Genomic DNA, 13,232 nt, shown 5'->3' with positions numbered 1-13,232 from the left:
CGAAGGCCGTGCCCCGCGTCCTGCGGGGAGGGCCGGTCGCCGGGCCGTCGCCGGTGCCCGGGCGGCGGGCAGCCCTCACCCCCCCCGGTTCCCCGGACGCCCCGGCCCCCGGGACCTCCGCCGGCCGCACGGGTCTGCGCTCCCGCCGGGAGATCTCGCAGGCCTCGGCGATCAGCAGGGCCCGCAGCCCCTCACGCCCGTCGCACGGGTTGGCCCGCTCGCCGCGCACGACCTCCACGAAGGCGGCCAGCTCCGCCTCGTACGCGGGCCCGAACCGCTCCACGAAACCGGTCCACGGCTTGTCCGCGGCCGGCGGACCGGTGGGCTCCGTCGAGGTGATCGGCGTACGGTCGTCGAGGCCGACGACGATCTGGTCCAGCTCCCCGGCCAGTTCCATGCGCACGTCGTAACCCGCGCCGTTCAGCCGCGTCGCGGTCACCGTGGCCAGCGTGCCGTCGTCCAGCGTGAGCAGTGCCGCGCCCGTGTCCACGTCGTCCGCCGCGCGGAACATCGGCGGCCCGGCGTCGGACCCGACGGCGTACACGTCGGTGACCTCCCGCCCGGTCACCCAGCGCAGGACGTCGAAGTCGTGGATGAGCGTGTCCCGGTAGAGCCCGCCGGACTGCGGCAGATACGCGGCGGGCGGCGGCGCCTGGTCGCTGGTCACCGCCCGGACGGTGTGCAGCCGGCCGAGCCGCCCGGACCGCACCGCCTCGCGGGCCCCCGTGCAGCCGGCGTCGAAGCGCCGCTGGAAGCCCATCTGGAGAACCGTCCCGGCGGCCTCCACCTCGGCGATCGCCTGGAGCGTGCCGGGCAGGTCCAGCGCGACGGGCTTCTCGCAGAACACCGGCAGCCCCGAGCGCGCTGCCCGGCCGATCAGTTCGGCGTGGGCCGGTGTGGCCGTCGTGATCACCACGGCGTCCACGCCCCACCGGAAGATCTCGTCCACCCCGGGAGCCGCCGTCTCGCCGAGCCGGTGGGCCAGGTCCTGGGCCCGCCCGAGATCGGCGTCCGTGAGGATCAGGGACCCGACGTCGCGATGGCGGCTGAGCGTGTTGGCGTGAACGGTGCCGATGCGGCCCGTACCGATGACCCCGATGCGCATGGAATCAAAGTGGGCGCACGGCGCGCGCCCTGTCAATGCGTATGTCCGGACAACCGAACTACACAACTTCCCGTCAACAGCGCACGGAGCTACGCTCGGCGCGTGCCGAAACCAGAAGTGGACCCGACCGTGTCGCTGGACCTCAGCGTGGATCGCAGCAGCCCCGTGCCGCTGTACTTTCAGCTGGCGCAGCAACTGGAGGCCGCGATCGAACACGGCGCGCTGACCCCGGGCAGCCTGCTGGGCAACGAGATCGAGCTGGCCGCGCGGCTCGGCCTGTCCCGGCCCACCGTCCGCCAGGCCATCCAGTCCCTCGTCGACAAGGGCCTGCTCGTGCGCCGCCGGGGCGTGGGCACCCAGGTCGTGCACAGCAAGGTCAGACGCCCGCTCGAACTCAGCAGCCTGTACGACGACCTGGAGGCGGCGGGTCAGCGTCCGGCCACGAAGGTCCTGGTCAACACCGTCGTCCCCGCGACCGCCGAGGTCGCCGCCGCGCTCGGTGTGGCCGAGGGGAGCGACGTGCACCGGGTGGAGCGGCTCCGCCTGGCGCACGGGGAGCCGATGGCGTACCTGTGCAACCACCTGCCGCCCGGCCTCGTCGACCTGGACACCGGGCCGCTGGAGGCCACCGGCCTGTACCGGCTGATGCGCGCCGCCGGGATCACCCTGCACAGCGCCCGCCAGTGCATCGGCGCCCGCGCCGCCACCGCCGACGAGGCCGAGCGGCTCGGCGAGGACGTGGGCGCCCCGCTGCTCACCATGGAGCGCACGACGTTCGACGACACGGGACGCGCGGTCGAGTTCGGCGCCCACACCTACCGGCCGTCCCGCTACTCCTTCGAGTTCCAGCTGCTCGTGCGCTCCTGACCCGCGCCGGCCGGTGGCCCCGCGCCGGCGACCGTTCACCGCGCGCGCCGGTCCCCATGTCCGGACAATGTGACCGACACCTGCTCCCCGGCGCCGGGTGATCGTTTCCGGTGTCGGACAATGGGGCGTTTGGGTCGCCGGAACCCGGCCGGGTCCCCCGGCGCTCCGGCACGCACAGCACGGCACAGCAAGAAGGGCACGGCCTCGTGGCACGGTTTCGGACATGGGTGGGCATCGCGCTGGCAGGGGCACTGTCGCTGTCCCTGGCCGGCTGCAGCGGCACGGGCGGCAAGCGCGCCGAGGACGCCCGCAAGGCCGCCTCCGCCGGGGGCGGGGCCGCGGTGGACACGCCCCGCTGGACCTTCGCGATGATCACTCACTCGGGTGATGGCGACTCGTTCTGGGACATCGTCCAGAGCGGTGCCGAGCAGGCCGCGGTGAAGGACAACATCAACTTCCTGTACTCGCAGGACGACGAGGCCCAGCAGCAGGCGCAGCTGGTGGACGCGGCCATCGACAAGAAGGTCGACGGGATCATCGTCACGCTGGCCAAGCCCGACGCCATGAAGTCCGCCCTGGCCCGTGCCCGGAAGGCGGGCATCCCGGTGGTCACCGTGAACTCGGGCTCGCAGGAGTCCAAGGCCTTCGGCGCGCTCACCCACATCGGCCAGGACGAGACGATCGCCGGCGAGGCGGTCGGCGAGGAGCTGAACGAGCGGGGACGCGAGCGGGCGGTCTGCGTCCTGCACGAGCAGGGCAACGTCGGCCACGAGCAGCGCTGCGACGGCGTGGAGAAGACCTTCGACGGCCAGGTCGAGCGGCTCTACGTCAACGGCACCAGCATGCCGGACGTGCAGTCCGCCCTCGAGGCCAAGCTCCAGACCGACAAGTCCCTCGACGCGGTCGTCACCCTGGGCGCCCCCTACGCGGACACCGCGGTGAAGGCCAAGCAGGGCGCGGACAGCAAGGCCGAGATCGACACCTTCGACCTCAACGCCAAGGTGGCCGCGGGCCTCGAGGACGGAACCCTCGGCTTCGCCGTCGACCAGCAGCCCTACCTCCAGGGCTACGAGGCGGTCGACCTGCTGTGGCTGTACAAGTACAACGCCGACGTCCTCGGCGGCGGCCGGCCGGTGCTCACCGGGCCGCAGATCATCACCAAGGACGACGCCGCCGCGCTGACCGACTTCACGAAGCGGGGCACCCGATGAGCGTCACGCAGGCGAAGGACGCTGACGAAAGGATTCTGCAGACCTCGCCGCTGCGGAAACCGCTGAGCCGCCCCGAGCTGGGCTCCGTCGTCGGCGCGATCGCCGTCTTCGTCTTCTTCGCGTTCTTCGCCGACAGCTTCCTGAACGCCGCCAGCCTCAGCACGGTGCTCTACGCCGCCTCCACGATCGGCATCATGGCCGTCCCGGTGGCGCTGCTGATGATCGGCGGCGAGTTCGACCTGTCCGCGGGCGTCATGGTCACCTCGTCGGCCCTGGTCTCGTCGATGTTCAGCTACCAGATGACCGCCAACGTCTGGGTCGGTGTCGGGGTCTCCCTGCTGGTCACCCTGACGATCGGAGCCTTCAACGGCTTCATGCTCACCCGCACCAGGCTGCCCAGCTTCATCATCACGCTCGGCACCTTCCTGATGCTGACCGGCCTGAACCTGGGCTTCACCAAGCTGATCGACGGCACCGTCTCCACCAAGACGATCGCCGACATGGAGGGCTTCCCCTCCGCCCGGGACGTCTTCGCCTCCACGCTCACCCTCGGCGGCGTCGGCTTCAAGATCACCATCCTGTGGTGGCTCGCCCTGGTGGCCGTCGCCAGCTGGATCCTGCTGCGCACCCGGGCCGGCAACTGGATCTTCGCGGTGGGCGGCAACAAGGACGCGGCACGCGCGGTCGGCGTCCCGGTCACCAGGACCCGCATCGGCCTCTACATGGGCGTGGCCTTCGGCGCCTGGGTCTCGGGCCAGCACCTGCTTTTCTCCTACGACGTCGTCCAGTCCGGCGAGGGCGTCGGCAACGAGCTGATCTACATCATCGCGGCCGTCATCGGCGGCTGCCTGATCACCGGCGGCTACGGCAGCGCCGTGGGCTCGGCGGTCGGCGCCCTCATCTTCGGCATGACCAGCAAGGGCATCGTCTTCGCCGAGTGGAACCCCGACTGGTTCAAGTTCTTCCTCGGAGCGATGCTGCTCCTCGCGACCCTGCTCAACGCCTGGGTCCGCAAGCGCGCGGAGGCCACCAAGTGACGCAGACCGAAAACCGCACGGCGCTCGTGGAACTGTCCGGCGTCAGCAAGAACTACGGAAACGTCCGCGCCCTGGAAGGGGTCTCCCTGGAGGTCCACGCCGGGGAGATCACCTGCGTGCTGGGCGACAACGGCGCCGGCAAGTCGACCCTCATCAAGATCATCGCGGGCCTGCACCAGCACGACGGCGGCACCCTGCGCCTCGACGGCGAGGAGACCCGCCTCTCCTCCCCGCGCGAGGCCCTGGACCGCGGCATCGCCACCGTCTACCAGGACCTGGCCGTCGTCCCCCTCATGCCGGTCTGGCGCAACTTCTTCCTGGGTTCCGAACCGCGCAAGGGCGTGGCGCCCTTCAAGCGCATGGACGTCGACCACATGCGCCGCACCACCCACGCCGAACTCCTGCGCATGGGCATCGACCTCCGCGACGTCGACCAGCCCATCGGCACCCTCTCCGGCGGCGAGCGCCAGTGCGTGGCGATCGCCCGCGCGGTGCACTTCGGCGCGAAGGTCCTGGTCCTGGACGAGCCGACGGCGGCACTGGGCGTGAAGCAGTCCGGTGTCGTCCTGAAGTACGTGGCGGCGGCACGGGACCAGGGACTGGGGGTCGTCCTGATCACCCACAACCCGCACCACGCCTACCTGGTGGGCGACCGGTTCGTCCTCCTGAAGCGCGGCACGATGGTGGGCGACCACGAACGGGACGGCATCACCCTGGACGAGCTGACGAGGCAGATGGCCGGCGGAAACGAGCTGGACGACCTGCGCCACGAGCTGCGACGCCCCTCGTAGGGGCGCGGGCGCGGGCGCGCGGCCGTGCCGGTCCGCGCCGCCGCCGTGCGGGGCGCGGCCGGCCACGACGCGCCCGTACCCGGCGGCGAGCCGTCGCACCCACCCCGTCGTATTCGGCACCCGGCACAGCCGTGCGGCACAATCGCACCCGATGAGCACCTACCGCGACTTCACCGCCCCCATCGGCTCCCGCCGCGCCCCGGTCCTGCGCACCGTGGGCACGAAGGAACGCCGCTCGCACCTCACGGCGCCCCGCGTGCCCACGGTCGGCATCGACATCGGCGGCACGAAGGTCATGGCGGGCGTCGTCGACGCCGACGGCAACATCCTGGAGAAGCTCCGCACGGAGACCCCGGACAAGTCCAAGAGCCCCAAGGTCGTCGAGGACACCATCGTCGAACTGGTCCTGGACCTGTCCGACCGGCACGACGTGCACGCCGTCGGCATCGGAGCGGCCGGCTGGGTCGACGCCGACCGCAACCGCGTCCTGTTCGCCCCCCACCTGTCCTGGCGCAACGAGCCGCTGCGCGACCGCATCGCCGGCCGCCTCGCGGTGCCCGTCCTGGTGGACAACGACGCCAACACCGCCGCCTGGGCCGAGTGGCGCTTCGGCGCCGGCCGCGGCGAGGACCACCTCGTCATGATCACGCTCGGCACCGGCATCGGCGGCGCGATCCTGGAGGACGGCCAGGTCAAGCGCGGCAAGTACGGGGTCGCCGGCGAGTTCGGCCACATGCAGGTCGTGCCCGGCGGCCACCGCTGCCCCTGCGGCAACCGCGGCTGCTGGGAGCAGTACAGCTCCGGCAACGCCCTGGTGCGGGAGGCCCGCGAACTGGCCGCCGCCGACTCGCCGGTGGCCTACGGGATCATCGAGCACGTCAAGGGCAGCATCGGCGACATCACCGGCCCGATGATCACCGAGCTGGCCCGCGACGGCGACGCCATGTGCATCGAGCTCCTCCAGGACATCGGCCAGTGGCTCGGCGTCGGCATCGCGAACCTCGCCGCGGCCCTCGACCCGTCCTGCTTCGTGGTCGGCGGCGGGGTCAGCGCCGCCGACGACCTGCTGATCGGCCCCGCACGCGACGCCTTCAAGCGCCAGCTCACCGGCCGCGGCTACCGCCCCGAGGCCCGCATCGTCCGTGCCCAGCTCGGCCCCGAGGCCGGCATGGTGGGCGCCGCCGACCTGGCCCGGCTGGTCGCCCGCCGGTTCCGCCGCGCCAATCGCCGCCGGGTGGAGCGCTACGAGCGCTACGAGCGGTACGCGGAGGCCCGCCGCACGTCCCGGGAGTCGCTGTGACGGACTCCCTGCCCCACCAGGCCGGCCCCCCGGACGAACCGGGCCCCCCGGCCGAGGACCGCCGCCACATGATCCGCCGCCGGTCGCTCACGCTGCTCATCATCGTGCTGCTCATCGGCATCCCGGCCGGCTACCTCGTGATCTCCGCCAACCAGAGCCGCGACAGCGGCCGGGAGAAGGAGGCGAAGTACGCGGCGACCGGCATGACCGAAGGCTGGCCGTCCAAGCTGCAGCGCCGCATCTACGAGGTCCCCGTCCCGGTCCCCTCCGACGAGGTCGCGTACTACGAGACGAACAACTGGAGGACCAGCCGCCTCTACGTCCAGTTCGAGACCACCGCCGCCGGCCTCGACGCGTTCCTGGCGGGGCTGGGCGTCGACCGGGGCGCCCTTGAGCGGGACAGGATCGCCATCAGCGACCGCGCCCAGCGGGTCACCGGCTGGGAGTTCGGCGGCTCCGGCTCCTGGTGGGGCCTGGTCAACGAGCAGCGGGACCCGGCGCCCACCCAGGACGTCGTCGTGAACATGGACAACCCGGACCACCCGATGGTCTACGTCGTCTCCCGCACGGTCCCCTGACCGGGCACGCCTGACGAGCGGGCCCGGCAGACCGCCGGGACCGATTGTCAGAGCCCGCCCGTAGAGTCGAAGACATCTGATCCGGCAGGCGGGCGGGAGGTGACAGGACGTATGAGCGACATGGCTGTGGTGGACACGACGGCCGCAGGACCGGCGGGGGAACGGGGAGCGCCCGAGCAGGCGGAGGGCGCCCTTCCCTCCGTCCCCCTCCGGCTCGCGGCCGTCTTCCTCCCCGCGCCCCTCCCGCGCGACGGGCGGATCGTCTTCTGGGACCCGGAGGGCGGTCCCGTCGCCACGGCACCTGCCGAGTACGCGCATGCGCCCGCGGGACCGGAGCCCGGCGCCGCGTCCACCGGGGGAGGGGCCGCCGGGGCCCCGGCCGCCGGGTCCTGGGCGGACACCGCCCGGTCGCGCGACGGCGGGTCCGTTGCCGTCCCGTCTCCCCCGGGCGGCGCCCGGCCCGCCGGACCCACCCGGCTCACCGTCGTACGCCGGCACGGCGCCGGGGTGCGGCGCAGGACGACGCCCGCGCTGTCGCTCCCCCTCGACGCGGCGCTGCCCCTGCTGGTGCGCGCCCGGCACGATCCGGCCGCCCACCCGGCCACCGCCTGCTGGGGGGCCGCGGCCCTGCACGCCCTGCGGCTCACCGCACGCGGCCGGCTGCTGCCCGGTCTGACGGCGAGCGGGCACGACGCCTGGCGGGCCGGCCCACTGGACCCCGACGACATCGCCCATCTGCGGGCGGTCGCCGCCGCCCTGCCACCGGAGGGCCACGCGGTGCCGCTGGACGGCCCCGGCCCGATCCGGCTGCCGCAGCCGGAAGCACTGGTACGCGCCTTCCTGGACGCCGTGGCCGACACCCTGCCCCGCACCCCGGCCGCGCCCCACGCCTCGGGCCGCCCCTTCGCCGCACGCGGCGCGCAACGCCTGCCCGGCGCCCACGACTGGGCCGCGGAGGTCGCCGCCGGCATGGACGCGGGCGTGCGGATCTCGCTCCGCCTGGACCTGTCGGCGTACGACCTGTTCGACGCGGACGGCGACGGCGGCGGCGTACGCGGCGCCGGAGCGGCGATCGTGCAGGTGCACAGCCTCGCCGACCCCCTCCTGGTGACCGACGCGGCGGACCTGTGGTCGGGATCGGCCGACGCGGCGTTCGGCCCCCGCGCGCGGGTGGACGCCGCCCTCGCGGTGCGGCGCGCGGCGCGCGTCTGGCCGCCGCTCGACCGGCTCACCGAGCAGGACGTGCCCGACGTCCTCAGCCTGTCCGAGGACGAGGTGACCGACCTGCTGGGCGTGGCCGCCGGCCGCCTCGCCGCCGCCGGGGTCGCGGTGCACTGGCCCCGCGACCTGGCCCAGGACCTCACCGCGACCGCGGTGGTCCGCCCCGCGCCCGGCTCGGCGACGGACGGCACGGGCTTCTTCGAGAGCGAGGACCTCCTCCAGTTCCGCTGGCAGCTGGCCATCGGCGGCGACCCGCTCACCGAGGCCGAGATGGACTCCCTGGCGGAGGCCCACCGCCCGGTCGTCCGGCTGCGCGACCGCTGGGTGCTGGTCGACCCGGCCCTGGTACGCCGCGCCCGCAAGCGCGACCTCGGCCTGCTCGACCCGGTCGACGCCCTGTCCGTCGCCCTCACCGGCAGCGCGGAGGCGGACGGCGAGACGGTCGAGGTGGTGCCGGTGGGCGCGCTGGCCGCACTGCGCGACCGGCTCACCGCCGGGGTGGGGCCCGCCGAACCGCCGCCCGGCCTGCGCGCCACCCTCCGCGACTACCAGCTGCGCGGCCTGTCCTGGCTCGACCTCATGACCTCGCTCGGCCTGGGCGGCTGCCTCGCCGACGACATGGGGCTCGGCAAGACGGTCACCGTCGTCGCACTGCACCTCAAGCGGGCCCGGACCGAACCGACACTGGTGGTCTGCCCGGCCTCTCTCCTGGGCAACTGGCAGCGGGAGATCACCCGGTTCGCGCCCGGCGTCCCGGTCCGCCGCTTCCACGGCACCGACCGCACCCTGGACGACCTGACCGGCGGCTTCGTCCTCACCACCTACGGCACCATGCGCTCCACCGCCGCCACGCTGGCCGAGCAGCGGTGGGGCATGGTCGTCGCCGACGAGGCACAGCACGTCAAGAACCCCTACTCGGCGACGGCGAAGGCCCTGCGCACGATCCCGTCCCCCGCGCGCGTGGCGCTGACCGGCACGCCGGTCGAGAACAACCTCTCCGAGCTGTGGGCGCTGCTCGACTGGACCACCCCCGGGCTCCTCGGCCCCCTCAAGTCCTTCCGCGCCCGGCACGCGCGAGCGGTGGAGAACGGCGAGGACGACGAGGCGGTGGAGCGCCTCGCCCGGCTGATCCGCCCCTTCCTCCTGCGGCGCAGGAAGTCCGACCCGGGCATCGTCCCGGAGCTGCCGCCGAAGACCGAGACGGACCACCCCGTCCCCCTCACCCGCGAACAGGCCGCGCTGTACGAGGCCGTGGTGCGCGAGTCGATGCTCGCCATCGAGTCGGCGGAGGGCATGGGGCGCCGGGGCCTCGTCCTCAAGCTCCTGACCTCGCTGAAGCAGATCTGCGACCATCCCGCGCTGTTCCTGAAGGAGGAGCATCCGCCGGGCGGCGGCGACCGCCTGAGCGCCCGCTCCGGCAAACTCGCGTTGCTGGACGAGCTGTTGGACACGCTCCTCGCGGAGGACGGCTCGGCACTCGTCTTCACCCAGTACGTCGGCATGGCCCGCCTCATCACCTCCCACCTGGCCGCTCGCGCGGTCCCCGTCGAGCTGCTGCACGGCGGTACGCCGGTCCCGGAGCGGGAGCGCATGGTGGACCGCTTCCAGAGCGGGGCGACGCCCGTCCTGGTCCTGTCCCTCAAGGCCGCCGGCACCGGCCTGAACCTCACCCGTGCGGGCCACGTCGTGCACTTCGACCGGTGGTGGAACCCGGCCGTCGAGGAGCAGGCCACCGATCGCGCCTACCGCATCGGCCAGACCCAGCCGGTCCAGGTCCACCGACTCATCACCGAGGGCACCGTCGAGGACCGCATCGCCGAGATGCTCCAGTCCAAGCGTGTCCTGGCCGACGCGGTCCTCGGCTCCGGCGAGTCCGCCCTCACCGAGCTGACCGTCCGTGAACTGTCCGACCTGGTGTCCCTGCGGAGGCCGTCATGACCCCCCGGCCCGCCGACGAGGCCCGCCGCGCCCTGCGCGCGGCGCGCGAACGCGGTGAGGACGCGCCGGGCTCCCTCTCCGCCGCGGCGGCGGACGACGAAGGCTCCACCACCGACCCCGACGCCAGGGAGCAGGAGCCGGCGGGGGAGCAGGGCGGCAGCGGGAGCCGCTCCCGCGGCCCGGGCCGTCACGAGGGTCGGACCCGTGGACAGGAGCGGGGCCGAGCCCAGGACCGCGACCGGGAACGCGTGCCAGAGCGGGAACGGGACCGCGAACTCGATCGTGACCGTGACCGTGACCTGGAAGGGGGCCTGGATCGGGGCCGTGCCCTGGAACAGGGTCGTGCCCTCGATCGGGAGCGCGACCTCGATCGGGACCAGGCGCAGGACCACGATCGCGGTCGTGACCAGATCCGCGACCGGGATGGGGGCCGGGACCAGGGCGGCCCCGACGAGGAGCGCACCACCGGGCCGCGCCCGGGGGACATCGCACGCGCGGCGCTGCGCAACGCCCGCACCGCGCAAGGGATCGAGGCGGCACCGAAGGAGCCCTCGGACAGCCCGTCTGACACACCCGGCGCCCCGGGAGAGCGGGCCGGCCGGTCCGAGGACGCGCCGGTGTCCGCTCAGCCGGGCACCGCCGGCGGGAACGCGACGCCCACTCCGGCGGGCCGTTCCGGCGACGTACCGGACAGCCGGCCGGCGGACGTGGCACGTGAGGCACTGCGGGCGGCACGTCGGCAGGCGCAGGCGGACTCGGAGTCGGAGTCGGAGTCGGCGGCGACGGGCGCGGCGGGTCCTCGCCGGCCGTCCCGCCCGGTCCTCGGTCAGCAGGGGGCCGGCGGTTCGCCCACCGCCGCCGCCCGCGCCCGTGCCCTGCGGGACTTCGTGGCGGAAGCGTTCCGGCTGCCCCCGGAGGCGGACCCCGGCGGGGAGACCCTGCCTCCCGGGGAGGCGCCGACCACCGGGGCGAGCCTGCCGGCCGGGGCGAACCTGCGGGCCGGGGAGTACCTGCCCGCCGGGGAGGGCCCGGTCACCGGGGAGGCGCTGACCACCAGGGAGAACCTGTTGGCAGGGGAGAGCCCGATCACCGGGGAGAACCGGCCCGCCAGAGAGAACCTGCCCGTCGGGGAAGGCCCGGCCGCCGGGGAGGGCCCGGCCACCGGAGACGCACCGGCCACCAGGAAGAACCTTCCCGCCCAAGAGACCGCCCGCGGCCTTTCCCCGGACTCGGCCGCAGCTGCGAAGGCGCCGCACGCGGAGTCCGCGTCCGCACCCACCTCGTCGTACGAGCCACCGCGCCCGCCGAACCGTGGGGCGGCGGCGCACCCGGAGCATGAACCGGAGGGCCCGGACCGGGACCGGGATGCGCGTCGGACTCCACGCCGGGCACCGCACGAGACCCGGTCCCTGGAACCGCACGAGACCCGGTCCCTGGACCCGCAGGAAACTGGCCCCCGGGGGACGCACGACGAGGTCCGCCCCGCGGCGCTCCCCACAGCCCCCGCACTGCCCGCACCCCCCGCCTCGGCCGCTCACCCCCGTGCCCCCCGCTCGATGGCGGCCCCTGACCGGGACAGCGAGCTACGGCGTACCTTCCCCGCCCTTTCGCCCCGCTCGCCGTCACAGGACGCGCGGCCCGCGGACTTCGCCGGGACGTGGTGGGGGAACGCCTGGGTGACCGCCCTGGAGGAGGGCGCCCTGGACGCCGCGCGGCTGGCGCGGGGGCGCGGGTACGCCGAGCGGGGCCACGTCGACGCGATCACCGTGACGCCGGGCCTGGTCCTCGCCTACGTGCAGGGCAGCCGGCCCCGGCCCTACCGCGTGCAGGTGCGGCTGCGCACGCTGGACGACGCCGACTGGGAGCGGTTCCTGGACGCCGCCGTCGAGCGGCCCGGGCACATCGCCGCCCTCCTCGACAAGGAGTTGCCGCACTCCCTGGCCGACTGCGGCGTCCCCCTGCTCCCCGGCCCCGGCGACCTCTCCCCGCAGTGCAGCTGCCCGGACTCCGGGCACCCCTGCAAGCACGCCGCCGCCCTCTGCTACCAGACGGCGCGCCTGCTCGACGCCGACCCCTTCGTCCTGCTCCTGCTGCGGGGCCGGGGTGAACGCGAACTGCTGGACACCCTGTCCCGGCTGAACGCGGCCCGCGCCGCCCGTGCCGCCCAGGAGCGCGGACCGGCGCCCCTGCCAGGAGTGCGGGCCGGTGCGGCCCTGGCGGAGCGGACCCTGCCGCCCCTCCCGGCGCCGCTGCCCGCGCCCCCGCACCCCGAACAGCCGCCGGCCTATCCGGCGGCGCCCGGCGGCCCCGACCCGTTCGCGCTGGACCAGTTGGCGACCGACGCCGCCGCCCGCGCCCACGCGTTGCTCACCACGGGCCGCGACCCGGTCGGCGGGCTGACGCTGTGGCGGGACGCCGTCCGCCTCGCCGCGGCCCGCCCCGGCTCCGGTCTCACCGCGGGCACCCGGGCGCTCTACGCGTCCCTCGCCAAGGCCGCCGGCCGGGGCACGACCGAGCTGGCGCGCGCGGTGGCCGCCTGGCGCCAGGGCGGCCCGGACGGGCTGGACGTCCTGGAGGAGCCCTGGGACCCGCCGGCCGGCCGTTTCGACCGCGCCCGCCCGCTGCTGCTCGCCGCCGACCTCCCCGCCTTCCGCCCCTGGCGCAACCGCCTCACGCACCCCCTGGGCCACGTGCAGCTCCGGCTGGGCCGGGCCGGGCTCTGGTACGCCTACGAGTCGGAGCCCGGCCGCGACGACTGGTGGCCGCGCGGCACCCCCGACCTCGACCCGGTCGGCGCCCTGACGGGCCTGGGCGGCCCCGGCGATCTCTGACCGCCGGCCCGGCCCCCGGCCGGCTCCGGGGTCCGGCCGGATCGCGACGCCGGGGTGTGGTCCGTCTGGCGGAGGGTCCTCGTCTTTCGCGCGCCGTCCCTCTAGCGTGTGCGGCAGCCGTCGAAGGGAGGCCGCCATGTCGGACGAGCCGAGGGGCCCGCTGGGTACGGAGATGCGGGAGGTGACGTTCCCGGACCAGTCCCGCGGGATCATCCTGGTACGGGCGGGAACCCCGCAGGACGAGGCCGACGGAATGGCCGCACGCGTGTGGGCCGAGTTGCCGAAGAGCTAGAACCGATGGGCGGTGGGCGGGCAGCGGTCCAGAAGGACACCACCCACCCTCCCCATCCCCC

General features: G+C 74.5%; 8 protein-coding genes and 2 pseudogenes. 9 read left to right on the top strand and 1 reads right to left on the bottom strand.

Translation table 11 applies throughout. The features are described 5' to 3' along the window. Positions 1-106: 106 nt before the first annotated feature. A pseudogene (locus ACVV2G_RS09260) lies at positions 107-1,105 on the bottom strand (Gfo/Idh/MocA family protein); the annotation flags it as partial. Between the two features lie 129 nt (positions 1,106-1,234). Between ACVV2G_RS09260 and ACVV2G_RS09255 the strand changes: the two are divergent. The 9 genes and pseudogenes from ACVV2G_RS09255 (at position 1,235) to ACVV2G_RS09215 (ending at position 13,171) form a co-directional block, all read left to right on the top strand. Continuing rightward, positions 1,235-1,972: a myo-inositol degradation transcriptional regulator gene (locus tag ACVV2G_RS09255; RefSeq protein ID WP_453842281.1), complete on the top strand. Its 738-nt coding sequence runs from the start codon at positions 1,235-1,237 to the stop codon at positions 1,970-1,972. Between the two features lie 206 nt (positions 1,973-2,178). After that, positions 2,179-3,183: a sugar ABC transporter substrate-binding protein gene (locus ACVV2G_RS09250; RefSeq protein ID WP_453842126.1), complete on the top strand. Its 1,005-nt coding sequence runs from the start codon at positions 2,179-2,181 to the stop codon at positions 3,181-3,183. Continuing rightward, entirely contained in the window at positions 3,180-4,220 is a 1,041-nt protein-coding gene (locus ACVV2G_RS09245) for an ABC transporter permease (RefSeq protein WP_453842125.1), read from the top strand. Before ACVV2G_RS09250 ends, ACVV2G_RS09245 begins: the two co-directional genes overlap by 4 nt. Then, complete coding sequence (locus ACVV2G_RS09240) at positions 4,217-5,011, top strand: ATP-binding cassette domain-containing protein (RefSeq protein ID WP_453842124.1); 795 nt, start codon at positions 4,217-4,219, stop codon at positions 5,009-5,011. Before ACVV2G_RS09245 ends, ACVV2G_RS09240 begins: the two co-directional genes overlap by 4 nt. A gap of 151 nt (positions 5,012-5,162) precedes the next feature. After that, positions 5,163-6,311 carry an ROK family glucokinase gene (locus tag ACVV2G_RS09235; RefSeq protein ID WP_453842123.1) on the top strand — a complete coding sequence of 383 codons (1,149 nt, stop codon included), beginning with the start codon at positions 5,163-5,165 and terminating at the stop codon, positions 6,309-6,311. After that, the gene (locus ACVV2G_RS09230; protein WP_453842122.1) at positions 6,308-6,889 is read left to right on the top strand and encodes a sugar kinase; all 582 of its coding nucleotides are present in this window, start codon (positions 6,308-6,310) and stop codon (positions 6,887-6,889) included. The genes ACVV2G_RS09235 and ACVV2G_RS09230 overlap by 4 nt, the downstream gene beginning before the upstream one ends. 111 nt (positions 6,890-7,000) lie before the next feature. After that, positions 7,001-10,048, top strand: a complete 3,048-nt coding sequence (locus ACVV2G_RS09225) for a DEAD/DEAH box helicase (RefSeq protein ID WP_453842121.1) — start codon at positions 7,001-7,003, stop codon at positions 10,046-10,048. A gap of 1,511 nt (positions 10,049-11,559) precedes the next feature. After that, a pseudogene (locus ACVV2G_RS09220) lies at positions 11,560-12,879 on the top strand (SWIM zinc finger family protein); the annotation flags it as partial. A gap of 136 nt (positions 12,880-13,015) precedes the next feature. Next, complete coding sequence (locus tag ACVV2G_RS09215; protein ID WP_453842120.1) at positions 13,016-13,171, top strand: hypothetical protein; 156 nt, start codon at positions 13,016-13,018, stop codon at positions 13,169-13,171. The last annotated feature ends 61 nt before the right edge of the window (positions 13,172-13,232 follow it).

This window comes from Streptomyces sp. JK94, from assembly GCF_053613315.1.
The sequence above is the reverse complement of the archived record's forward strand: the minus strand, read 5'-3'. Positions and strand labels throughout refer to the sequence as shown.